Annotated in this window: 23 protein-coding genes and 1 pseudogene; 1 reads left to right on the top strand and 23 read right to left on the bottom strand. The window is 59.8% G+C overall.

Annotated elements, in window-relative coordinates; all coding sequences use genetic code 11:
• Positions 1 to 2: 2 nt before the first annotated feature.
• From AO353_RS18790 to flhA, 5 genes are all read right to left on the bottom strand, one after another.
• Positions 3 to 374 carry a chemotaxis response regulator CheY gene (locus tag AO353_RS18790; protein ID WP_008006721.1) on the bottom strand — a complete coding sequence of 124 codons (372 nt, stop codon included), beginning with the start codon at positions 372 to 374 and terminating at the stop codon, positions 3 to 5.
• A 166-nt stretch (positions 375 to 540) separates the two neighbouring features.
• The gene (gene fliA, locus AO353_RS18785; RefSeq protein WP_007894214.1) at positions 541 to 1281 is read right to left on the bottom strand and encodes an RNA polymerase sigma factor FliA; all 741 of its coding nucleotides are present in this window, start codon (positions 1279 to 1281) and stop codon (positions 541 to 543) included.
• Positions 1278 to 2108, bottom strand: a complete 831-nt coding sequence (gene fleN, locus AO353_RS18780; RefSeq protein ID WP_019692370.1) for a flagellar synthesis regulator FleN — start codon at positions 2106 to 2108, stop codon at positions 1278 to 1280. The genes fliA and fleN overlap by 4 nt, the downstream gene beginning before the upstream one ends.
• A 114-nt stretch (positions 2109 to 2222) precedes the next feature.
• Positions 2223 to 3554 (bottom strand): flagellar biosynthesis protein FlhF, encoded by a 1332-nt coding sequence (flhF, locus tag AO353_RS18775; RefSeq protein ID WP_054596300.1) that lies wholly within the window; start codon positions 3552 to 3554, stop codon positions 2223 to 2225.
• A gap of 11 nt (positions 3555 to 3565) precedes the next feature.
• On the bottom strand, positions 3566 to 5695 hold the full coding sequence (gene flhA, locus AO353_RS18770; protein ID WP_054596299.1) for a flagellar biosynthesis protein FlhA: 2130 nt from the start codon (positions 5693 to 5695) through the stop codon (positions 3566 to 3568).
• A 396-nt stretch (positions 5696 to 6091) separates the two neighbouring features.
• On the opposite strand from flhA, the pseudogene AO353_RS18765 reads away from it, so the two are divergent.
• A pseudogene (locus tag AO353_RS18765) lies at positions 6092 to 6355 on the top strand (DUF3077 domain-containing protein); the annotation flags it as partial.
• A 554-nt stretch (positions 6356 to 6909) separates the two neighbouring features.
• Here AO353_RS18765 and flhB read toward each other — a convergent pair.
• The 18 genes from flhB to fliE all read right to left on the bottom strand — a co-directional run bounded on the left by flhB (position 6910) and on the right by fliE (position 22274).
• Entirely contained in the window at positions 6910 to 8049 is a 1140-nt protein-coding gene (flhB, locus tag AO353_RS18760; RefSeq protein WP_054596297.1) for a flagellar biosynthesis protein FlhB, read from the bottom strand.
• Between the two features lie 3 nt (positions 8050 to 8052).
• Positions 8053 to 8835 (bottom strand): flagellar biosynthetic protein FliR, encoded by a 783-nt coding sequence (fliR, locus tag AO353_RS18755; RefSeq protein ID WP_054596296.1) that lies wholly within the window; start codon positions 8833 to 8835, stop codon positions 8053 to 8055.
• Between the two features lie 3 nt (positions 8836 to 8838).
• Complete coding sequence (gene fliQ / locus AO353_RS18750) at positions 8839 to 9108, bottom strand: flagellar biosynthesis protein FliQ (RefSeq protein ID WP_054596295.1); 270 nt, start codon at positions 9106 to 9108, stop codon at positions 8839 to 8841.
• A gap of 24 nt (positions 9109 to 9132) precedes the next feature.
• Positions 9133 to 9882, bottom strand: a complete 750-nt coding sequence (gene fliP / locus AO353_RS18745; RefSeq protein WP_054596294.1) for a flagellar type III secretion system pore protein FliP — start codon at positions 9880 to 9882, stop codon at positions 9133 to 9135.
• Positions 9882 to 10313 (bottom strand): flagellar biosynthetic protein FliO, encoded by a 432-nt coding sequence (fliO, locus tag AO353_RS18740; RefSeq protein ID WP_054596293.1) that lies wholly within the window; start codon positions 10311 to 10313, stop codon positions 9882 to 9884. The genes fliP and fliO overlap by 1 nt, the downstream gene beginning before the upstream one ends.
• A complete protein-coding gene (fliN, locus tag AO353_RS18735) occupies positions 10314 to 10775 on the bottom strand; it encodes a flagellar motor switch protein FliN (protein WP_054598271.1) in 462 nt (153 codons plus the stop codon).
• A 69-nt stretch (positions 10776 to 10844) separates the two neighbouring features.
• A complete protein-coding gene (gene fliM / locus AO353_RS18730) occupies positions 10845 to 11813 on the bottom strand; it encodes a flagellar motor switch protein FliM (RefSeq protein ID WP_054596292.1) in 969 nt (322 codons plus the stop codon).
• Positions 11814 to 11822: 9 nt separating this feature from the next.
• Complete coding sequence (gene fliL / locus AO353_RS18725; RefSeq protein WP_054596291.1) at positions 11823 to 12323, bottom strand: flagellar basal body-associated protein FliL; 501 nt, start codon at positions 12321 to 12323, stop codon at positions 11823 to 11825.
• A gap of 200 nt (positions 12324 to 12523) precedes the next feature.
• A complete protein-coding gene (locus AO353_RS18720; protein ID WP_054596290.1) occupies positions 12524 to 13933 on the bottom strand; it encodes a flagellar hook-length control protein FliK in 1410 nt (469 codons plus the stop codon).
• Positions 13934 to 14038: 105 nt separating this feature from the next.
• Entirely contained in the window at positions 14039 to 14383 is a 345-nt protein-coding gene (locus AO353_RS18715; protein ID WP_054596289.1) for an Hpt domain-containing protein, read from the bottom strand.
• Between the two features lie 30 nt (positions 14384 to 14413).
• Positions 14414 to 16120: an ATP-binding SpoIIE family protein phosphatase gene (locus AO353_RS18710; protein ID WP_054596288.1), complete on the bottom strand. Its 1707-nt coding sequence runs from the start codon at positions 16118 to 16120 to the stop codon at positions 14414 to 14416.
• A 5-nt stretch (positions 16121 to 16125) separates the two neighbouring features.
• Positions 16126 to 16434, bottom strand: coding sequence for an STAS domain-containing protein (locus AO353_RS18705; RefSeq protein WP_019692386.1), 309 nt, complete (start codon positions 16432 to 16434; stop codon positions 16126 to 16128).
• A 77-nt stretch (positions 16435 to 16511) separates the two neighbouring features.
• Positions 16512 to 16961, bottom strand: a complete 450-nt coding sequence (gene fliJ, locus AO353_RS18700) for a flagellar export protein FliJ (protein WP_054596287.1) — start codon at positions 16959 to 16961, stop codon at positions 16512 to 16514.
• A 6-nt stretch (positions 16962 to 16967) separates the two neighbouring features.
• Positions 16968 to 18326, bottom strand: coding sequence for a flagellar protein export ATPase FliI (fliI, locus tag AO353_RS18695; protein WP_054596286.1), 1359 nt, complete (start codon positions 18324 to 18326; stop codon positions 16968 to 16970).
• A complete protein-coding gene (gene fliH / locus AO353_RS18690; RefSeq protein WP_054596285.1) occupies positions 18316 to 19125 on the bottom strand; it encodes a flagellar assembly protein FliH in 810 nt (269 codons plus the stop codon). The genes fliI and fliH overlap by 11 nt, the downstream gene beginning before the upstream one ends.
• Before the next feature lie 4 nt (positions 19126 to 19129).
• Complete coding sequence (gene fliG, locus AO353_RS18685; protein ID WP_019692390.1) at positions 19130 to 20149, bottom strand: flagellar motor switch protein FliG; 1020 nt, start codon at positions 20147 to 20149, stop codon at positions 19130 to 19132.
• Positions 20142 to 21929, bottom strand: coding sequence for a flagellar basal-body MS-ring/collar protein FliF (gene fliF, locus AO353_RS18680; protein WP_054596284.1), 1788 nt, complete (start codon positions 21927 to 21929; stop codon positions 20142 to 20144). The genes fliG and fliF overlap by 8 nt, the downstream gene beginning before the upstream one ends.
• A 15-nt stretch (positions 21930 to 21944) precedes the next feature.
• Positions 21945 to 22274, bottom strand: a complete 330-nt coding sequence (gene fliE / locus AO353_RS18675; RefSeq protein WP_019692392.1) for a flagellar hook-basal body complex protein FliE — start codon at positions 22272 to 22274, stop codon at positions 21945 to 21947.
• Positions 22275 to 22335 lie beyond the last annotated feature (61 nt).

Genomic DNA, 22335 nt, shown 5'->3' with positions numbered 1-22335 from the left:
CATCAACCGATGCGTTCGAATATTTTTTCGATCTTCTCTTTCAACGCCTGGGCCGTGAAGGGTTTGACCACATAGCCGTTTACACCGGCTTGAGCGGCTTCGATGATCTGCTCGCGCTTGGCTTCGGCAGTGACCATCAGCACCGGCAGGTGCTTGAGCTTTTCATCGGCGCGCACGTGGCGCAGCAAATCGATACCGGTCATGCCAGGCATGTTCCAGTCCGTTACCAGAAAGTCGATGCTCCCGCTGTTGAGGACGGGAATGGCGGTAATACCGTCGTCCGCCTCGACCGTGTTGGTGAACCCAAGGTCACGCAACAGGTTTTTTATGATCCGCCGCATCGTTGAGAAGTCATCAACGATGAGGATTTTCATGTTCTTGTCCAATTCGACCTCCAAGCAGTCTTAAACGCGTTCAGCACCTGAACACGCCATTCAATCAATTCGGCAGAGCACTCGACGACTGTCTGGAGCACAACGGATGAAGACCGGCACAGCGTTACGCCCTGCCTGTTTCGTTCGCAGTGTCCCCACACTGCTGTCAGCGCGCTCGCCACTCCCCCAAACGCCCCCGCAAACGGGCCGCGCACTGGCTGTGTAACTGGCTGACCCGCGATTCACTGACCCCCAGGACCTCACCGATTTCCTTGAGATTCAGCTCTTCGTCGTAGTACAGCGCCAACACCAGTCGCTCACGCTCCGGCAAATTGGCAATCGCATCCGCCAGTGCTGCCTGGAAGCGTTCATCTTCCAGGTCGCGCGACGGTTCGAGATGAGCACTCGCGCCATCCTCGTGCAGCCCTTCATGCTCGCCGTCCTGCAACAGATCGTCGAAGCTGAACAGGCGACTGCCCAAGGTGTCATTCAAAATCCCGTAATAATCGTCGAGACTCAATTGGAGTTCGGCCGCAACCTCGTGATCTTTAGCGTCACGCCCGGTTTTAGCTTCAATTGAGCGAATCGCGTCACTCACCATCCGAGTATTGCGGTGTACCGAGCGTGGCGCCCAGTCACCCTTGCGGACTTCATCGAGCATCGCACCACGGATACGGATCCCCGCGTACGTCTCGAAACTCGCACCTTTGCTCGCGTCGTATTTGGTCGACACTTCAAGCAAACCGATCATGCCTGCCTGGATCAGGTCCTCGACCTGAACACTGGCCGGCAAGCGCGCCAACAGGTGATAGGCAATACGTTTTACCAGTGGCGCGTAACGCTCGATCAGTTCGTACTGCGCGTCACGCGCCGACTTCTTGTACAGGTTGTAACCGCTGGCTGTCATAGAACCGGACCCGCAGTTTGCTGCACCAGACGCTCGACGAAAAATTCCAAGTGCCCACGCGGGTTGGCAGGCAGCGGCCAGGTATCGACTTTCTGCGCGATGGCCTTGAATGCCAGCGCACACTTGGAACGAGGAAACGCTTCATACACGGCGCGCTGCTTCTGCACCGCCTTACGCACGCATTCGTCGTAAGGCACCGCACCGACGTATTGTAAGGCGACGTCGAGGAAGCGATCCGTGACCTTGGTCAACTTGGCGAACAGATTTCGCCCTTCCTGCGGGCTTTGCGCCATGTTGGCCAGCACGCGGAAGCGGTTCATGCCGTAATCGCGGTTGAGCAGTTTGATCAGCGCGTAGGCGTCAGTGATCGACGTCGGCTCGTCGCACACCACCAGCAATACTTCCTGGGCTGCGCGAACAAAACTGACGACCGACTCACCAATACCCGCCGCCGTGTCGATCACCAATACGTCGAGGTTATCGCCGATGTCGCTGAATGCCTGAATCAGGCCAGCATGCTGGGCCGGGCTCAGGTGAACCATGCTCTGGGTACCGGACGCTGCGGGAACAATGCGAATTCCGCCCGGCCCCTGAAGTAATACATCGCGCAGTTCACAGCGGCCTTCGATGACGTCGGCCAGCGTACGCTTGGGCGTGAGCCCCAGCAGGACGTCAACGTTCGCCAGCCCCAGATCGGCGTCCAGCAGCATGACGCGCCGGCCGAGCTCAGCAAGAGCCAGGGACAAGTTCACTGACACATTAGTCTTCCCGACGCCACCTTTGCCGCCGGTCACTGCGATCACCTGTACGGGATGCATGCTGCCCATGTTCGTTCTTTACCTTGTCTTGCTTAGACGCGGACTACATGACTGGCTGCGCGCTCACTTGTGAACAATGCATGGCAGGCCATCGATGTAGATACAAATCTATTCATTATTACCTCAGCCGACACGCTTGGCCGGGCTGTGGTAGAGGTCAGCGAACATATCAGCCATGGCTTCTTCGCTGGGTTCTTCCTGCATCTGCACGCTAACGGCGCGACTGACCAACTGATGCCGGCGCGGTAAATGTAGATCATCCGGGATCCGTGGCCCGTCGGTCAGATAAGCGACAGGTAATTCGTGGCTGATTGCCAGGCTCAACACCTCGCCCAGGCTCGCTGTTTCATCCAGTTTAGTCAGAATGCAGCCTGCTAGCCCGCACCGCTTGTAACTGTGATAAGCGGCAGTCAGCACCTGCTTTTGGCTGGTAGTGGCCAGCACCAGATAATTCTTCGACTTGATCCCGCGACCGGCCAGGCTTTCCAGCTGCATGCGCAACGCCGGATCACTGGCTTGCAGGCCGGCGGTGTCGATCAACACCACACGCTTGCGCAACAGCGGATCAAGGGCTTGCGCCAGGGACTGGCCTGGGTCGACGTGAGTCACCGAGACATTGAGGATACGCCCCAGGGTCTTGAGCTGTTCCTGGGCACCAATGCGGAAGCTGTCCATGCTCACCAACGCGATGTTCTGCGCGCCGTACTTGAGCACGTAACGCGCGGCCAGCTTGGCCAGTGTCGTGGTTTTACCCATGCCGGCAGGGCCGACCATGGCGATCACGCCACCTTCTTCCAGTGGTTCGATCTCGGGAGTCACGATCATCCGCGCCAGGTGCGCCAACAGCATGCGCCAGGCCTGGCGGGGCTCTTCAATTTCAGTAATCAGTTCCAGCAGGTCGCGCGACAACGGACCGGACAGGCCAATGCGTTGCAGGCGACGCCACAGGTTGGCTTGCTGCGGGCGACTGCCTTGCAGCTGGTTCCAGGCCAGCGAACCCAACTGCACTTCGAGTAACTCACGCAGGCCATTGAGTTCGAAACGCATCGAGTCGAAAGCCCGCGGATCGACCCCGGCAGAATGCACAGGCGCTGGAGCAGGACGCGGCCGCTCAGCAAAGGTCGGCTCGATCAAAGGTTCCGCAGCGGTCAGCGGCAGGCCGGCAAACAACTGGCGATTGGTGCTGGCGCTCGCATCACCTTCGCCGTCGCCACGCAGGCTCAATTCAGCCTGAGCCGTGACGATCCGCGACTGGGTCTTGCGCAACTCGTCTTCGAGTTCAATGTTCGATACACGCGGGGCCAGCGCCGACAGCTTGTAATCCAGGGCAGCCGTCAGCTCGACACCACCGGCGATCCGGCGATTACCGATAATGGCCGCATCAGCGCCCAGCTCATCGCGAACCAGCTTCATGGCCTGACGCATATCGGCGGCGAAAAAACGCTTAACTTGCATAAACCACTACCTCAGCCGTTGGGCCCTACTGTCGCAACGATGGTCACTTGCTTGTTGTCAGGGATTTCCTGATACGCCAACACATGCAACCCCGGCACTGCCAAACGTCCGAACCGCGAGAGCATCGCGCGTACCGGACCTGCTACCAGCAGAATCACCGGTTGACCTTGCATTTCCTGACGCTGCGCGGCGTCGATCAACGAACGTTGCAGCTTCTCTGCCATGCTTGGCTCCAGCAAAACGCCCTCTTCCGAGCCTTGTCCTGCCTTCTGAAGACTATTGAGCAATATTTGTTCCAACCTTGGTTCCAAGGTGATCACAGGCAGCTCGGACTCAGTGCCTACAATGCTTTGGACGATAGCGCGCGATACGCCGACGCGAACGGCCGCCACCAGAGCGGCAGTATCTTGACTCTTGGCGGCATTGTTCGCGATGGCTTCGGCAATGCTGCGAATGTCGCGAACCGGAACCTGTTCGGCCAACAAGGCCTGCAGTACTTTGAGCAACTGCGACAGCGAAACGACGCCCGGCACCAGCTCCTCGGCCAGTTTTGGCGAGCTTTTAGCCAGCAATTGCATGAGCTGCTGAACTTCTTCGTGGCCGATCAGCTCGCTGGAATGCTTGTACAAAATCTGGTTGAGGTGAGTCGCCACCACCGTACTGGCATCAACCACGGTGTACCCCAGGGATTGCGCCTGCGGACGCTGACTGATTTCGATCCAGACCGCCTCCAGGCCAAAGGCCGGATCTTTGGCGGTGATGCCATTGAGCGTGCCGTAGACCTGCCCGGGATTGATCGCCAGTTCGCGGTCCGGATAAATCTCCGCCTCGGCGAGGATCACCCCCATCAGGGTCAGGCGGTAGGCACTCGGCGCCAGATCGAGGTTGTCGCGAATGTGCACGGTCGGCATCAGGAAGCCCAGATCCTGGGAAAGCTTCTTGCGCACGCCCTTGATCCGCGCCAGCAACTGACCACCCTGGTTGCGATCCACCAGCGGGATCAGACGGTAGCCGACTTCCAGACCAATCATGTCGATCGGGGTCACGTCATCCCAGCCCAGCTCTTTGGTTTCCATGGCCCGTGCGGGCGACGGCAGCAGGTCCTGCTGGCGCTTGACCTCTTCCAGAGCCTGAACCTTGACGATGTTGTGTTTTTTCCAGAACAGATACGCGCCACCCGCTGCGACGGCGGCCATGCTGAGAAAGGAGAAGTGCGGCATGCCTGGCACCAGGCCCATGACCGCCATCAAACCGGCAGCTACCGCCAGCGCCTTGGGCGACGCGAACATTTGCCGATTGATCTGCTTGCCCATGTCTTCCGAACCGGAAGCACGGGTCACCATGATCGCCGCCGCGGTGGACAGCAGCAGTGATGGCAATTGCGCCACCAAACCGTCACCGATGGTCAACAATGCGTAGACCTTGCCGGCATCGCCGAAGCTCATGCCATGCTGGAAGATCCCGACCGCCATACCGCCAATCAGGTTGATAAACAGAATCAGCAGACCGGCGATGGCATCACCGCGCACGAACTTGCTGGCACCGTCCATCGAACCGTAGAACTCGGCCTCCTGGGCCACCTCCATACGGCGCAGTTTGGCTGCGGGCTGGTCGATCAGGCCGGCGTTCAGGTCGGCGTCGATGGCCATCTGCTTGCCCGGCATCGCATCCAGGGTAAACCGCGCACTGACCTCGGAAATCCGCCCGGCACCTTTGGTCACCACGACGAAGTTGATGATCATCAAAATCGCGAAGACCACAATACCGACCACGTAGTTACCGCCAATCACCACCTCGCCGAAGGCCTGAATCACCTTACCGGCGGCGGCATGGCCGTCCTGACCGTGGAGCATCACCACCCGGGTCGAGGCCACGTTCAATGCCAGTCGCAACAACGTGGCGACCAGCAGAATGGTCGGAAACACCGCGAAATCCAGCGGCCGCAAGGCGTAGACGCAGACCAGCAGCACGACAATCGACAGCGCAATGTTGAAGGTGAAGAACACGTCGAGCAGGAACGGCGGGACCGGCAACATCATCATCGCCAGCATGACCAACAGCAACAGCGGCACACCCAGATTGCCTCGACTGAGGTCTGCCAGGTTGCTGCGGGCACTGTTGATTAACTGAGAGCGATCCACCGGTATTCCCCGTTCCTTGAAGCAAACTTTTGACGCCTGAAGCGGGCGCAGGCCGGCTATTGCAAGAAGCCTTCCAACTTTTGCGGGGAGCTTGAAACAGCGGGGTTTATCGGGAGTTTTTCAGCGACCGGACAGACGCCATCGCGGGCAAGCCTTGCCCGCAAAGAGACCGGAATATTCAACGCCCATCCTGAGAATTCAGCCACAAATCTGGAAAACACCGGGATTTGTCCGACAGGCTTTCAAGGTGCCCCTCGGAAGTGGCATCGCTAGTCTTCGGTGGTCACTGCCAAATCAGCGACCAGGCCTGGAAACCCGATTGAGTAAACGAGGCCGCTCTAACCAGTAAACGAGAACCTCGCCATGAACAAATCTTCGCACCTCCACGATTAAAAAACCGCCAGCCTCACCCCCTTCTCCATCCACAACGATCAAGCCTCGTTCCGCGTCAACAGTGGCGTCTCGATCCACGAAGCCTTGCCCCACGTGTCCGACCTGCTCCACCTCTCCAAGATGCTGGCCGAAGATGCAGCGATGGAGCGCAAAACCGACCGCTGTGCCTGGGCCTCTCACTACTTGCAGGAGATGAGCAAAGCCGTCATCGATAACGCGGTGAAAGTCATAGCCGCATCGAACAACCATCAAAAAGCCGAACATTAACTCACCCACCGCGAATCGCTCCCACGCTCCTGCGCGGAAACGATCTAAAGCCGTTCACGCCCCAACCACTCAGGCCGGCCGGTAGGCCGCCGTGCTGTTGCTGTTGATCTTGATCCACCCGCCCCTATCGGGAGGCCGAGCGCAGGTGTTCATCAGGGGGTGGGCGCGCAGCGCCGTGCGGCGCAGCCGGACACATCGAGAGGAGGTCGTCGCGCAGCAGACCGTAGGCGATGCCCCCTGATGGACACCGGAGCAAGGGGACGCCGAGCCTAGGCGAGGTGCCGGACGCTTGGGGCGAAGACCTTTGCTTCCTTTGGGCTGGGCCGGCACTCCGGCGCTTGCCAAAGGGAGTCGCCGTCAGGGCGAAACCCTAAGTGGCCGTTACCGCAGAAATGGATATGTACACCTGCAAGAGATTGGTCGGCTGTCAGGCCGCCATCGCGGGCAAGCCCGGCTCCCACAGGGGATGGGGGTATATCTGAAAGAGACGGGTCGGCTGTCAGGCCGCCATCGCAGGCAAGCCAACCCGCACAATTTTGATCAGCGTAAGCCGGTCAGGAATCCCGCCGCAGATCCGGCGGAATCGGCAATTCATCCTTAAGCGGATCCGGGCGCTTACCCTTGCCCGCACGGTACTGACGGATCTGATAAACGTAAGCCAACACCTGAGCAACCGCCAAATAGAGCCCACCAGGAATTTCCTGATCAAGCTCCGTGGAATAGTAAATCGAACGCGCCAGAGCCGGCGACTCAAGCAGCAAGACCTCATTAGCCACCGCGATTTCGCGGATCTTCAGCGCCAGGAAGTCGCTGCCCTTGGCCACCAGCATCGGCGCCCCACCCTTCTCCGGATCGTACTTGAGCGCCACCGCGTAGTGGGTCGGGTTGGTAATGACCACATCGGCCTCAGGAATGGCCGCCATCATCCGCCGCTGGGACATCTCGCGCTGCAACTGGCGAATCCGCTGCTTGACCTCGGGGCGACCTTCCTGATCCTTGTGCTCGTCGCGCACTTCCTGCTTGGTCATCAGCAGTTTTTTGTGACTCTGGTAAAGCTGAACCGGCACATCGACCGCCGCGATCAGAATCAACCCGCACGCCATCCACAAGGTGCTCCAGCCCACCAGTTGCACACTGTGAATAATCGCCTGCTCCAGCGGCTCATGGGCGATTCGCAACAAGTCGTCAATGTCCGAGCGCAGCACGCTCAGCGCGACGAACAGTACCAGCAGGAATTTTGCCAGGGCCTTGAGCAGCTCGATCAGCGCCGTGGACGAAAACATCCGCTTGAGGCCGTTGGCCGGGTTCATTCGACTGAACTTGGGTGCCAGGCTACTGCCGGCGAACAGCCAGCCGCCCAGGGAAATCGGGCCGATGATCGCCGCCAGCAACAAGGTCAGCAGCACCGGTTGCACCGCGATAATCGCGATCTTGCCCGACTTCAGCAAATACAGGCCCATGGCGTCCGGAGTCAGCACCACTTCACGCGGCAGGGAGAAGTTCAGGCGCATGATTTCCAGCAGGTCCAGCGCCAGACCGCCGCCGTAGATCAGCAATCCGCCCGCACCGGCCAGCATCACCGCCAGAGTATTGAGCTCTTTGGAGCGCGCGATCTCGCCCTTTTCACGGGAGTCCTTCTTGCGCTTGTCCGTGGGGTCTTCTGTCTTGTCCTGACCGCTCTCGCTTTCAGCCATGACTCAGCGCGCCTGTGCCATATCACGCAACAACTGCAAGGCCTCGGTGGCCAGCGGTTGGTACTGGTTGAGAATGTCCCCCAGGCTGACCCAGAAAATCACCAGGCCCAGCACCAGGGTCAGCGGAAAACCGATAGAGAAGATATTCAGTTGCGGCGCCGCGCGAGTCATGACCCCGAAGGCAATGTTGACCACCAGCAGCGCGGTGATTGCCGGCAATACCAGTAGCATCGCCGCCCCCAGCACCCAGCCCATCTTGCCGGCCATTTCCCAGAAATGATTGACCAGCATGCCACTGCCCACCGGCAGGGTCGTGAAGCTTTCCGTGAGGACTTCAAACACCACCAGATGGCCATTCATCCCCAGAAACAGCAACGTCACCAGCATCGTCAAGAACTGCCCGATGACGGCCGCCGACACGCCGTTGGTGGGGTCGACCATGGACGCGAAGCCCATGCCCATCTGGATCGAAACAATCTGCCCGGCCACCACGAACGCCTGAAAGAACAACTGCAAGGAAAACCCCAGCAGCGCGCCAATCAGTATCTGTTCGGCAATCAGCAGCAGACCGCTCAAGTCCAGCGGATTGACCTGCGGCATCGGCGGCAGGCCCGGCGTGATAACCACCGTTATCGCCAGCGCGAAGTACAACCGAATACGCTTGGGCACCAGGGTCGTGCCGAAGACCGGCATGGTCGTCAGCACCGCGCCAACCCGAAATAGCGGCAGCATGAAGCTGGCCACCCAGGTACTGATTTGCGCATCGGTCAGCGCCAGCAATGACATGGTTTAGCCGATCAACTGCGGAATGCTGGTGTACAAGCGCAGGATGTATTCCATGAACGTTTGTATCAGCCACGGACCGGCAACGATCAGTGTGATCAGCATCACCAGCAAACGCGGGAGGAAGCTCAGGGTCTGTTCGTTGATCTGCGTGGCCGCCTGAAACATCGCGACCAGCAGGCCCACCAGCAAACTCGGAACGACCAATATGGCGACCATCATGGTGGTCAGCCAAAGCGCCTCACGGAACAGGTCTACCGCAACTTCAGGAGTCATATCGCCCTACCCGCCCACTTATGCCTAAACACCGCCGAAACTGCTCGCCAGCGTACCGATGATCAACGCCCAGCCATCCACCAGCACAAACAGCATGATCTTGAACGGCAGCGAAATGATCAGCGGCGAGAGCATCATCATGCCCATGGCCATCAGCACACTGGCAACGACCAGGTCGATGATCAGGAACGGAATGAAGATCATGAAGCCAATCTGGAACGCTGTTTTCAGCTCCGAGGTCACGAAGGCCGGCACCAGAATGGTCAGCGGCGCCTGATCCGGCGTTGCGATGTCGGTGCGCTTGGACAGGCGCATGAACAACTCAAGATCGCTGCTACGGGTCTGCGCCAGCATGAAGTCCTTGATCGGCACTTGCGCCTTGGCCACTGCATCCTGAGCCGTCAGCTTCTCGGCCAGATACGGCTGCAAGGCATCCTGATTCACCCGATCAAAGACCGGCGCCATGATGAACAGGGTCAGAAACAGCGCCATGCCGGTGAGAATCTGGTTCGATGGTGTCTGTTGCAAGCCCAGGGCCTGACGCAGGATCGAGAACACAATGATGATCCGGGTGAAACTGGTCATCAGCATGACAAACGCCGGGATGAAGCTCAGCGCGGTCATGATCAGCAGGATTTGCAGGCTGACCGAGTACTCCTGAGCGCCATTGGCGTTCGTGCCCAGGGTGATCGCCGGAATCGACAACGGGTCGGCGGCGAACGCCAACGGCGCGGCCAGCATCAGGACCAGTGTCAACAGGATGCGCAACGGCATTACTTCTTATCCTTATCTTTACCCAGCAACTCCATCAGGCGCTGGGCAAACTCGGGGGTCGCCTGCTCGGTGCTCGGCACTTGCACCGGTTCCTTGAGCACATGCAACGGGGTAATGGTGCCCGGGGTCAGCCCAAGCAGAATCTGCTCGTTACCGACTTGCACCAGCACCAGGCGATCACGCGGCCCGAGGGCGCGCGAGCCGATCAGCTCGATCACTTGCCCTTTGCCGGCAGGACCCGCCTGCTGGACGCGGCGCAACAACCAGGCGAGGAAGAAGATCAGGCCCAGCACCATCAGCAAACCCAGCACCAGCTGAGTCAACTGCCCGGCCACGCCGCTGCCGACCGCCGGGGTCGCGGCCGCCGCTACCGGTTCCGCTGCCCATGCACTGAGCGGCAAGGCCAGCAATACGCCGAGAAACGCCTTCACTCAGCGCAGCTTCTTGATGCGTTCGCTTGGGCTGATCACGTCGGTCAGGCGGATGCCGAACTTCTCGTTGACCACCACCACTTCGCCGTGAGCGATGAGCGTGCCATTGACCAGCACGTCCAGCGGTTCGCCGGCCAGACGGTCAAGTTCGATCACCGAGCCCTGGTTGAGCTGCAGCAGGTTACGAATGTTGATATCGGTGCTGCCGACTTCCATGGAAATCGACACCGGGATGTCCAGAATCACGTCCAGGTTAGGACCGTCGAGGGTCACTGGCTCGTGGTTCTTCGGCACACTGCCGAACTCTTCCATTGCCAGACGGCTGGAGGACGAGGAACTCGCCGCATCGGCGGCCAGCAAGGCGTCAATATCGTCCTGCCCGGCATCACCCGTTTCCTCGAGCGCCGCAGCCCATTCATCGGCCAGCGCCTGGTCGTCCTGGGTATTCATTTCGTCAGCCATCATTTGTCCTCAGCGGGCAACCAATCAATTGGAAACCGTCAATTAAAAGCGAATGTGTGCGAACGCAGATCAGCGTCGCTCGATCGGCTCGATCACTTGCAACGCCAGGTTGCCCTTGTGGGAGCCCATCTTGACCTTGAAGGCCGGCACGCCGTTGGCGCGCATGATCATCTCTTCCGGCATATCGACCGGGATCACGTCCCCCGGCTGCATGTGCAGGATGTCCCGCAGGCGCAACTGGCGACGGGCAACCGTGGCACCGATCGGCACGTCGACATCCAGCACGTCCTGACGCAGGGCGTTGACCCAACGCTCGTCCTGATCGTCGAGGTCCGACTGGAAGCCGGCATCGAGCATTTCGCGGACCGGCTCGATCATCGAGTACGGCATGGTCACGTGCAGGTCACCACCGCCGCCGTCGAGTTCGATGTGGAAGGTCGAGACCACCACCGCTTCGCTCGGCCCGACGATGTTGGCCATGGCCGGGTTCACTTCCGAGTTGATGTACTCGAAATTGACTTCCATGATCGCTTGCCAGGCTTCTTTCAAATCAACGAAGGCCTGCTCCAGCACCATGCGCACGACGCGCAATTCGGTCGGGGTGAATTCACGGCCTTCGATCTTGGCGTGACGACCGTCACCGCCAAAGAAGTTGTCTACCAGCTTGAACACCAGCTTGGCGTCGAGGATGAACAATGCGGTACCGCGCAACGGCTTGATCTTGACCAGGTTGAGACTGGTCGGTACGTACAGCGAGTGCACGTATTCGCCGAACTTCATCACCTGCACGCCACCGACAGCGACGTCCGCCGAACGCCGCAGCATGTTGAACATGCTGATGCGCGTGTAACGGGCAAACCGCTCGTTGATCATTTCCAGGGTCGGCATGCGTCCACGGACGATGCGATCCTGACTGGTCAGGTCATAGCTTTTGACACTGCCGGGTTCAGCAGCGTTGTCGGTCTGTACCAGACCATCGTCGACACCATGCAACAGCGCATCGATCTCATCCTGGGACAGCAGGTCCTGCACGGCCATGTCGTGTTCCTACTGCAGTACGAAATTGGTAAACAGCAACTGGTCGATAACGACTTTGCCGACTTCTTTCTGCGCGACTTCCTGCACACTGGCAGTGGCTTTCTGGCGCAGCATTTCCTGACCGACCGGAGTCGCCAGGGTGTCGAAACTCTGCGCGGAGAACAGCATGACCAGGTTGTTGCGAATCACCGGCATATGCACTTTCAGCGCATCCAGATCGGCCTGGTTACGCGCCTGCAGGGTAATGCTCACCTGCATGTAGCGCTGACGGCCATTCTGGTTGTAGTTGGCCACGAAGGCCGGAGCCATGGGTTCGTAAATCGCCGCAGGCTTGGCATTACTGGCGGTTTCGGCTGCAGGCGCAGGCTTGCTCTGAGCGCTGTGCATAAAGTACCAGGTCGCCCCCACGGACAGACCGATCGCCAGCAGCACGGCCAGCACAATCACGAGAATAAGCTTGAGTTTGCCTTTCCCGGCAGGGTCTTTCACTGCTGCTTCGCTCTTCGCCATGCCAATAATCCGTCACTATTCGAGTTTTCACAGGTGCACGGCAAGGCAAGAGCAAGTGTTATGCCAGAAGTGTCAGGAGGGGGAATGGTGTAGCGGTCGGCTAATGCCGATATCAAAAGATCGCAGCCTTCGGCAGCTCCTACAAAGGCGGGGCGTAGGAGCTGCCGAAGGCTGCGATCTGTTCGGGTTGCTGCAGCTTGTCAGGCGTAGTAATCGACTGCGCTGGAGCCGATGACGCTGGTCGTGCTGGCGGCCGCTTCAGCCACGTTTGCCGGCAGCTCTTCATCCGCCGAGCCCAGACGACCACCGCTGGCAGTCGCGCCTGCGCCCTGGCCTTGCTGGGCCTGCTGCTGCCCTTGCCCTTGCCAGCCGCGGGACTGGTCGGACACGTTGACATCGACTTGCCCCATGCCTTGCTGGGTAAACATGTCGCGCAAACGATGCATCTGGCTGTCCAGCGCCTCACGTACACCTACATGAGCACTCATGAAAGTCACTTGAGTCTGCTGATCGGGAACCATGTTCACCCGAATATCCAGGCGACCCAACTCCGCCGGCTGAAGCTGAATATCGGCCGCTTTGAGGTTGGCACTCGACAGGTACATGACCCGATTGACCACTTCCTCGGTCCAGCCGCTCTGATGCATGGCGATCGGCTGATTCACCGGCAACGCATTCGCAGTCTTGGGCGTGGCGGCCTGAGTCAGCGCTGCCAGGCGATTGGCGAAATCGTCAACGCGCGTGTCGCTGGTTGCCGATTTCAGGTCCTTGAGCCCGTCGTCGATCAACCCGCTGAAGGACTTTTCGCCTCCCTGGCTGGTGCTGTCCTTGCTGGTTTGCACATCAAGCATGCTCGCCATGCCATTGGCAAAGTTCTGCGCCACGGTGGGCTCGCTATCAGCCTGATCCGGCGTCGCTTTGGTCGGGGGCTGGCTGGAGGCCGACACGTGACCACTTTGCTCAAGTGCCAGGCGCACCGCTGGCATCGCGTCCAAAGGATCGGATGCAGGATCGAACGAAGGATCAGTCGCAACCAACGGCTGAGCCGGTGCAGGCGTCACTGTCGCCGTAAAAGCCGGATCGACCTGAGGCTGGGTCTGAACCTGAACCTGAGCGACCACTGGCGGTGTTTGTGGATCGGGTACCGGCACTGGCACCAGCGTCGGCATCGGCTGCACCGCCTGCGCCAATGCCGGATCGAGAGTTGGGTCTAGCGGAGTGCTATCAGCGACCGGGGCATCCTTGGCTGCTGCCGAGTCGCTCGCGCCGCTTACGTCGCTGGTGGCCTTGTCGCTGGTATCCGCCGGCTTGTCGGCGGGCAAGGATTTGCCGTTATCGGCAACGGTCGCCTGCGGGGCGGCAGACTTGTCGTCAGGCGCCACTTTTTTGCCGGTGCTGTCCGCCACTTTGTCGCGCACGTTTTTACCGGCCCCGTCAGCACTGGACGCCGGGGTAGCTTGCGCCTGTTTGGCGTAGACCTGAGAAAAGCTGGCGGCCTTATCCCGGGGCTCCGCAGGCGCTGCCGGCGCATTGACAGGCACGCTGGCAGACACGGACTGAGTCTTGGCCTGCGAGGCGGCCTGAAGAAGCGAATTCGGGGCGAGGGGCATAACGGTCTCCGCTGCACTGGGATCGTAGGTACAGTTGAGAAGCAAAGCTGCAAGGGTCGAGCCAGGTTTGCTCAGGTGCTGGAAAAACCTGCAACGTGGGTGCTTTCAACAATGAAAACGCTGGCGCTCTTCACTGTACAAGCGTCGGACGATGGCAAATTCGCCGTCGATTTCGCCGACCAGCTCTTCAATGCCCGCAAGGCTTTTTTGTTTCGCTCGCTGCTCCAGCTCATTGCACAGTTCAGCCAGGCGCGTAGCCCCCATGTTGCTGCTGCTGCCCTTGAAGCTGTGGGCGGCACTGAGCAACTGGTCGGGGTCCTGAGTTTCGCGAAGTTGGGTCAAGCGTGTTTCGGAGTCCTGAAGGAAAGTATCCAGAAGTATCGGGTACTCATCCTCCATGACTTCTTGCAGCGCACTCAGTACGTCGTGATCCAGATGAATGTCAGTCACTTGTTCGCTCCTTGATCAAGAATGCGCGGATTATGCCTGAGCCTCCCAGGAAAACTCCACGCGGGCACGTCGGCCATTGTCCGACCAACTGGCGCTGTGACTCAACTGACGAATCAGACTCACACCGCGACCCGACAAGCGGCCGCTGTCGACAGGTCGAGTCATGACCCGCTCTACGTCGAACCCTGCACCACTGTCTTCGACTTCCACCACCAGACAGCCTCCCGCACCTTGCGGCGACAGCTGCATATGCACCCGCAGGTAGCCATCCTCAAGCGCTTCCAGACGCGCATTGCGCTGCTCGTAATACCGCGCAAACCCGGAGGCATCGCGCTTGATACTCGAATCCAGGCCCAGTACACCATGCTCCAGTGCATTGGAATAGAGCTCGGCCAGCACACTGTAAAGCGCCCCGCTTTGCGCCCGCAACCCATGCACCTCAAGCAACAATTGCATCATATAAGGCAACGGATTGAAGCGCCTGAGCGAGTCTGCACGAAACTCAAAACTCACCGACCAATCCAGCGGGCAAGACACACTGCTGTCGGAATACACCATGGCCGGCGGCGTGAGTTGCGAGGCTTCGAGCAGGCGAACCTCGAGCATGCTGACATCGTCACGCGCCTCGCCACGGAAATCCCGCAGCGCCTGTTCGATCTCCTCGAACAATCGGTCTGGCTGGCGATTGTCGGCAAACACCTGCTGCAACCGCTCGACACCAAATAACTGGTCGTTGGCATCACAGGTATCGATCACGCCGTCCGACAACAGGAATACCCGGTCGCCGAGGGCCATCGGCAACACCTCGGTGCGATCATCAAAGGCTTGCGCACTCAACACTCCCAGCGGCAGATGCCGCGCCGGCAATACGGTGCGCTTGTCGTTGGCGATATCATGCAGATAACCATCCGGCATACCGCCGTTCCAGACCTCCACCGAACGACGCTGAAAACTCAGGCACAACAGGGTCGCGCAACAGAACATATCCACCGGCAGGATACGCTTGAGCTTGGCGTTCATCTCGCACAGCATTTCCGACAGGCCGTAACCCTTGGCGGTCATACCGTAGAACACTTCCGCCAGCGGCATGGCGCCGACTGCTGCCGGCAGGCCATGACCAGTGAAATCCCCGAGCAACACATGCATGTCACCGGCAGGCGTAAATGCCGCCAGCAACAGGTCGCCGTTGAACAGTGCATAGGGGGATTGCGAATAACGGATATTGGGAGCGCTCAGGCAACCGGAGTGAGCGACCTTGTCGAATACCGCCTTGGCCACCCGCTGCTCATTGAGCAGGTACTCATGATGCCTGGCGATCAGATCGCGCTGCTCCAGGACTGTCGCCTGCAAGCGCCGCAAACGATCCATCGCCTTGATCTTGGCGCTGAGGATCACCTGGTTATAAGGTTTTGCCAGAAAGTCGTCGCCACCCGCCTCCAGGCAGCGCGCCAAGGCTTCGCTTTCCGTCAGCGAGGTCAGGAAGATGATCGGCACCAGCGTTTCGCCAGCCAGCAGCTTGATCTGTCGCGCCGCTTCGAAACCGTCCATCACCGGCATCATCGCGTCCATCAACACCAGTTGCGGACGCTGCTGCTGGTACAGCTCAACCGCCTCGGCGCCGTTGGCCGCAGCCAACACCTCATGCCCCTGACGACGGACAATACTCGACAGCAGCAAGCGATCGGCCGCGCTGTCTTCAGCGATCAGCACGGTCAGCGGCTCGGGCAGCGTCGACATGACGGTCAACTGATGTCGAACAGCTTGTCGAAGTTGGAGATGGCGAGGATTTTCTTCACATCGGAACTGCTGTTGACCACGCGAATATCGGAATTGTCTCCGCCAGCGTGATCACGCAACAGCAGCAACATACCCAACGCCGAGCTGTCGAGGTAGGTTGCTTCCTTCAAGTCGACCACCACCGAGTTTGGCATTTGCCCGTCGGGGCGCTCGTAGGACTCGCGAAACTCCTGATGCTTGGCGAAATCGAACCGCCCCTTGACCGAAATCGTGAGTTTTTGCCCATCCGGCGATACTTCTGTAACGACTGACATGCTGCGGCTTCCCTGTCATTGGCAACGTGTAGAAGGTTTAGCACTTGCCGGGAGCATGAGCAAGGTCAAAAGATCGCTCAATACGGGTCGTGGCGCGGCAAACGCTGGGAAAGCTCATCGAGCAGTTTCTGCTCACGCCGGTCTTCGAGTTGGCGAGCCTCATCAATGTAACGCTGCACCAGCTTGCGCAGCCCTTCAACCCGGGCAAATGCCTGCTGCCAGGTGTCACGCGCCTTGTTCAGGTTGTTCTGATGCCAGGCCAGGCTTTGGCGCTGCTGATCGATCGCGGTACCCAGTTGCGCGAGAAAGCCCTGATACCCCAGCAACCATTGCCCCGAGACGCCACTGCTGCCGCGTACGATCCATTGTTCCTGGTACTCGAGGCGGAAGCTTTCGAGGTCGGCGAGCTTGCTTTCGGCCAATCGCACCTGGCCCTGAAAGTGACCCAGGCGCTGGGCAGCGGTCTTTTCGGCCTTTTCAGCCATATCGACCACGGGCGCCAGGCGCGCCGACCGGCTCTGGGCCATGAGGTGTTAGCCGCCAGCCGCCGGGGCAAAGATCGAGGCAAGGTATGCCTCGCTCTCGCCCAGGTTGATGCTGTCGTTCAGGCCCTGACGCAAGTACTTGGCCAACTGCGGCTGCAACGAGATCGCCAGATCGGTTTCCCGGTCGCCGCCCGCTACATAGGCGCCGACGCTGATCAGGTCGCGGCTTTGCTGATAACGCGACCAGAGCTGCTTGAAATACTGCGCACGGGTCATGTGCTCTGGGCTGACCACCGATGGCATGACCCGACTGATGGACGCTTCGATGTCGATCGCCGGGTAATGCCCCTCTTCCGCCAAGCGACGCGACAGGACGATGTGCCCGTCGAGTACGCCTCGAGCGGCATCGGCGATCGGATCCTGCTGGTCGTCACCCTCGGACAACACCGTATAAAATGCGGTGATCGAACCGCCGCCCGCCTCGGCATTACCGGCACGCTCCACCAGTTTCGGCAGTTTGGCGAATACCGATGGCGGATAACCCTTGGTCGCCGGTGGCTCACCGATGGCCAGGGCGATTTCCCGTTGCGCCTGAGCAAAACGGGTCAGCGAATCCATCAGCAACAGGACGTTCTTGCCCTTGTCGCGGAAATACTCGGCGATTCGCGTGCAGTACATCGCGGCGCGCAGACGCATCAGCGGCGCATCGTCCGCAGGCGACGCCACCACCACGGAACGCTTGAGCCCCTCCTCACCGAGGATGTGCTCGATGAATTCCTTGACCTCGCGACCCCGCTCGCCGATCAGCCCGACCACGATGATGTCGGCTTCGGTGAAGCGGGTCATCATGCCCAGCAACACACTCTTGCCGACGCCGGTGCCGGCGAAGAGGCCGAGGCGCTGACCGCGACCGACCGTCAATAATCCGTTGATGGAGCGAATACCCACGTCCAGCGGCTGGCTGATGGGATCGCGCTTGAGCGGGTTGATGGTGGGACCATCCATCGGCACCCAGTCTTCGGCTTTCATTCCGCCCTTGCCGTCCAGCGCACGGCCGGCGCCATCCAGTACCCGCCCGAGCATGCTCATGCCCATCGGCAAGCGCCCGGCATCGGCCAAGGGCACCACCCTGGCGCCCGGGGCGATGCCGGCGACACTGCCGACCGGCATCAGAAACACCTTGTTGCCAGAGAAGCCCATGACTTCAGCTTCGACCTGTACCGGGTGATAACTGTCGTCGTTGATCACCATGCAACGGCTGCCCATGGCGGCGCGCAGGCCCTCGGCTTCAAGCGTCAGGCCGACCATGCGCAGCAAGCGTCCTTCGAGGATCGGTTGGCCGGGCAACTCGGTGGCCTGTGCATAAGTGCTCAGGCGCTTGCCGAAGCTGGTGCGATCAAGGCGCATCAGCGATTTCCGGCTCTGGCTCAAGTGCTGCGGCAGACGGCTTTTCGCTGACGGGTAGCTCCAGCGTCAAATCCGCCTCGGCCGGATGCAGCGCCTGATCGTGCAATTGATCGAACAGCTTGGCCATGATCTGCGTGATACGGGTTTCTACGGTCGCGTCGATGCGGCTGTGCTCGGTCTCTACCCGGCATCCGCCCGGCAACATGGCTTCGTCTTCAACGATGCGCCAGGTCTCCTCATGGCGCTCACGCAATGCCTTGACCTGCTCGAAGTCCTGCGGGTTGATGTACAGACGCACATTCCCGACGCCTAGCGGCAGCAATTTCAGGGCTTCGCGCATGACGTGTTCGATTTGCGTCGAGTCGATGGCCAGTTCGCGCTGAATCACCTGTTTGGCAATGTGCTGAACCAGCCCGACCAGGGATTTCTCGATCTGCGTATCCTGCTCGGCAATCGGTTCGAACAGATTGCCCATCAGCAATTCAAGACTGGCGAGCTTCGCGCTCAGGGCCACGTCAGCTTCCTGACGAACCTTGAGCGTGGTGCTGTGAAAACCTTCTCGCTCACCGGTAGCGAAGCCTTCGTTGTAGGCTTCCTGACGAATGCTTTCGAGCTCTTCGAGGGTCAGTGGCTGGACTTCCTCCAGCGGCACTTCTTCCATCTCCGGCGGCTCGGGCTCAGGCTCGGGTTCAGGCTCCGGGACGTGCGGGTCGAAGCTGGGCAACGACCAGGTATCAAAACCGCGAACATCACGCGCACGGATCAGGTCGGTGGGCGACTCATCACTCTTGGATGCCATGGCGTTAAATCATTTCCTCGCCGCCCTTGCCGCCGAGAACGATTTCTCCGGCTTCGGCCATACGGCGGGCAATGGTGAGGATTTCTTTCTGTGCGGTTTCGACGTCGCTGACGCGTACCGGGCCCTTGGCCTCCAGGTCGTCGCGGAGCAATTCGGCCGCCCGCTTGGACATGTTCTTGAAGATCTTTTCCTTGACGCCTTCGTCCGAGCCCTTGAGGGCCAACACCAGCACATCCGAGGAGACTTCGCGCAGCAACGCCTGAATTCCGCGGTCGTCGACGTCGGACAGGTTGTTGAACACGAACATGAGGTCTTCGATCTGACCGGACAGGTCTTCGTCGACTTCGCGGATCGAGTCCATCAGCTGGCCTTCGATCGAGCTGTCGAGGAAGTTCATGATGTCGGCTGCACGCTTGATACCACCCAAGGTGGTGCGTGCGGCGTTGGAGTTGCCGGAGAATTGCTTCTCGAGAATCTGGTTGAGTTCTTTCAGCGCGGCAGGCTGTACGGTGTTCAGCGAAGACACGCGTAAAATAATGTCGAGGCGTACTTTATGGTCGAAGTTACCGAGTACTTCGCCGGCCTGATCCGGGTCGAGATACGCCACGACGATGGCCTGGATCTGCGGGTGCTCGTAACGGATCACGTCCGCCACGGCACGCGGTTCCATCCACTTCAGGCTGTCCAGGCCGCTGGTGTTGCCACCCAGCAGAATTCGGTCGATCAGGCCGTTGGCCTTGTCTTCGCCCAGCGCCTGGGTGAGCATCTTGCGCACATAGTCATCGGAGCCGACGCCGAGGCTGGTCTGATCGCCGACGATGTCGACGAACTCGCTCATCACCTGCTCGACCTGCTCACGGTGCACGTTGCCCATTTGCGCCATGGCCACACCCACACGCTGGACCTCTTTGGGCCCCATGTGACGCAGCACTTGCGCAGCATCGGTTGAACCCAGGGACAGCAGCAGAATCGCGGCTTTGTCGACCCGGCTGAGTTTGGCGATAGCGGCTCGGTTATCACTCATCTGCGTTAATCCACTCTTTCACGACCTGAGCCACACGACCCGGATCTTCGGCCACCAGGCTCTTGATTGCGTTCAACTGTGCGTCATAGCCTTCGCTCGGGCTAGGCAGCAGAATACTTTGCGGACCACCTAGGCTGACGCGGTCGTTGGCCAGTTCGCCGTCCAGGCCGCCCATGCCACCGAGCTCGACATCGCTGCCAAGACCCGCCAATTGCTTGCCTTTACCGCCGCCGGTAATGTTGTTGAGCACCGGACGCAGCACGCCGAACACCAGCACCAGGATGAACAACACGCCGAGAACCTGTTTCACCACATCCCAGAACCAGGGCTGCGAGTAGAACGGAATGTCAGCGATGACTTCGCCACGCTCGGCCGAGAACGGCACGTTGATCACGCTGACGCTGTCACCACGGCTGGCATCAAAACCGACGGCGTCCTGCACCAGACGTGTGAAGCGTGCCAATTCATCGGTGCTCCACGGCGCGCGGGTAGTTTCACCGTTGGCCGCATTGACCTTGACCTGATCATCCACAACGACCGCAACCGACAGGCGATTCAATCGGCCCTGTTGTTGCTTGGTGTGGCTGATGGAACGGTCGAGCTCGAAGTTCTTGGTGGATTGTTGACGCTTGTCCGCCGGGTACGGTGCCAGCATTGGCTGACCGGTTGCCGGGTCCATGATTTGCTGGCCGTTGGCATCCAGCAGCGGCTGACCTGGCTGCACCATGCCAGCGGAAGCGCTCGAGCCACCGGTGGTTTGTGGTGCTGAAGCCGGCGATGGCGGCTGGTTGCTCAGCGCACCGGGAACGCCTTGCGGGCCGTTGCTGGCGGTGCGCTGCTCGGACGTCGATTGCTCGCTGCGCAGGGCCGGCTGATCCGGATTGAACTGCTCCGAAGTCGACTCGACTGCACTGAAATCCACGTCGGCGGAGACTTCAGCCTTGTAGCGATCGTTACCCAGCACTGGCTGCAGAATATTGTGCACACGCTGTGTGAGCATGCTTTCCATGCGGCGGCTGTAATCGAATTGCTTGCCGGCCATGGTCAGTTCGGAGTTTTCCGCCTGATCGGAGAGCAAGGTGCCCTTCTGGTCGACGACGGTGATCTGCGACTTGCTCAACTCAGGAACGGCGGTCGACACCAGGTTGATGATGGCCATGACCTGGCCCGGTTCCAGCGAACGGCCTGAGTAAAGCTCGACCAGCACCGATGCGCTGGGCTTGCGTTCATCACGCACGAATACCGAGCTTTTCGGAATCGCCAGGTGCACTCGGGCGCCCTTGACGTTGTTCAGGCTGGAAATGGTCCGCGCCAGTTCACCCTCAAGGCCGCGACGATAACGGGTCGCCTCCATGAACTGACTGGTCCCCAGGCCCTGGTCCTTGTCGAGGATTTCAAAACCGATGTTGCCGTCGCTGGGAGTGACACCAGCAGCGGCGAGCTTGAGCCGCGCGCGCGCTACATCATCGGCCTTGACCAGCAAGGCACCGGAGTTGGGTTCAACGGTGTAGGGAATGTCGGCAGCGGCCAGGGTTTCCATGACCTGCTTGGCGTCCATACCGGCAAGGCTGCCGTACAGCGGCCGATAGTCGGGTTGCTGCGACCACAGCACCACGGCAAAACCAATCGCCACGCTCGCAGCCAGGCCAACCAACAGGCCTACCTGACGCAGCATGGTCATCTCGGAGAGGTTTTCCAGGAAGGACAGACCAAACAACGGCGGTTTGCCGTCTGCTGGCGTGACCTTGGCCGGAACGTTATCGGCGACTGCTTCTGCCATGACTCAATCTCGTCCTTAAACCGGCATCTGCATGATGTCTTGGTATGCCTGAACCAGCTTGTTACGCACTTGGGTCAACGCCTGGAAAGATACGCTGGCCTTTTGCGAGGAAATCATTACATCTGTCAGGTCGACGCCGCTTTTGCCAATTTCGAAAGCATTGGCCAGTTGGTTCGAAGCCTGTTGGGTGTCGTTGACCTTGTTGACGGCCTGACCGAGCATGTCGGAAAAGCTGCTGCCGCCCATTTCCGGCACTGCAACGGCGGCTTTCGGCTGAGCCATGGCGTCCATTTGCATGGACCGCATGTCCAACATCAACCGATTAAATTCAATACCCTGGCTCATGGTCTACTCTCTCTGACGACCCGCAATTTTTTGACACTCACTCGGCGGATAGAGTGGTGTT

This window comes from Pseudomonas fluorescens (genome assembly GCF_001307155.1).
Taxonomy (GTDB): Bacteria; Pseudomonadota; Gammaproteobacteria; order Pseudomonadales; family Pseudomonadaceae; genus Aquipseudomonas; species Aquipseudomonas helvetica.
This window is presented reverse-complemented; position numbering and strand designations above follow the sequence as displayed.

Coding starts and splice junctions, on each gene's coding strand:
- AO353_RS18790 (WP_008006721.1), bottom strand. CDS start 374: ATGAAAATCCTCATCGTTGATGACTTCTCAACGATGCGGCGGATCATA.
- fliA (WP_007894214.1), bottom strand. CDS start 1,281: ATGACAGCCAGCGGTTACAACCTGTACAAGAAGTCGGCGCGTGACGCG.
- fleN (WP_019692370.1), bottom strand. CDS start 2,108: ATGGGCAGCATGCATCCCGTACAGGTGATCGCAGTGACCGGCGGCAAA.
- flhF (WP_054596300.1), bottom strand. CDS start 3,554: ATGCAAGTTAAGCGTTTTTTCGCCGCCGATATGCGTCAGGCCATGAAG.
- flhB (WP_054596297.1), bottom strand. CDS start 8,049: ATGGCTGAAAGCGAGAGCGGTCAGGACAAGACAGAAGACCCCACGGAC.
- fliR (WP_054596296.1), bottom strand. CDS start 8,835: ATGTCATTGCTGGCGCTGACCGATGCGCAAATCAGTACCTGGGTGGCC.
- fliQ (WP_054596295.1), bottom strand. CDS start 9,108: ATGACTCCTGAAGTTGCGGTAGACCTGTTCCGTGAGGCGCTTTGGCTG.
- fliP (WP_054596294.1), bottom strand. CDS start 9,882: ATGCCGTTGCGCATCCTGTTGACACTGGTCCTGATGCTGGCCGCGCCG.
- fliN (WP_054598271.1), bottom strand. CDS start 10,775: ATGGCTGACGAAATGAATACCCAGGACGACCAGGCGCTGGCCGATGAA.
- fliM (WP_054596292.1), bottom strand. CDS start 11,813: ATGGCCGTGCAGGACCTGCTGTCCCAGGATGAGATCGATGCGCTGTTG.
- fliL (WP_054596291.1), bottom strand. CDS start 12,323: ATGGCGAAGAGCGAAGCAGCAGTGAAAGACCCTGCCGGGAAAGGCAAA.
- AO353_RS18720 (WP_054596290.1), bottom strand. CDS start 13,933: ATGCCCCTCGCCCCGAATTCGCTTCTTCAGGCCGCCTCGCAGGCCAAG.
- AO353_RS18710 (WP_054596288.1), bottom strand. CDS start 16,120: ATGTCGACGCTGCCCGAGCCGCTGACCGTGCTGATCGCTGAAGACAGC.
- AO353_RS18705 (WP_019692386.1), bottom strand. CDS start 16,434: ATGTCAGTCGTTACAGAAGTATCGCCGGATGGGCAAAAACTCACGATT.
- fliJ (WP_054596287.1), bottom strand. CDS start 16,961: ATGGCCCAGAGCCGGTCGGCGCGCCTGGCGCCCGTGGTCGATATGGCT.
- fliI (WP_054596286.1), bottom strand. CDS start 18,326: ATGCGCCTTGATCGCACCAGCTTCGGCAAGCGCCTGAGCACTTATGCA.
- fliH (WP_054596285.1), bottom strand. CDS start 19,125: ATGGCATCCAAGAGTGATGAGTCGCCCACCGACCTGATCCGTGCGCGT.
- fliG (WP_019692390.1), bottom strand. CDS start 20,149: ATGAGTGATAACCGAGCCGCTATCGCCAAACTCAGCCGGGTCGACAAA.
- fliF (WP_054596284.1), bottom strand. CDS start 21,929: ATGGCAGAAGCAGTCGCCGATAACGTTCCGGCCAAGGTCACGCCAGCA.
- fliE (WP_019692392.1), bottom strand. CDS start 22,274: ATGAGCCAGGGTATTGAATTTAATCGGTTGATGTTGGACATGCGGTCC.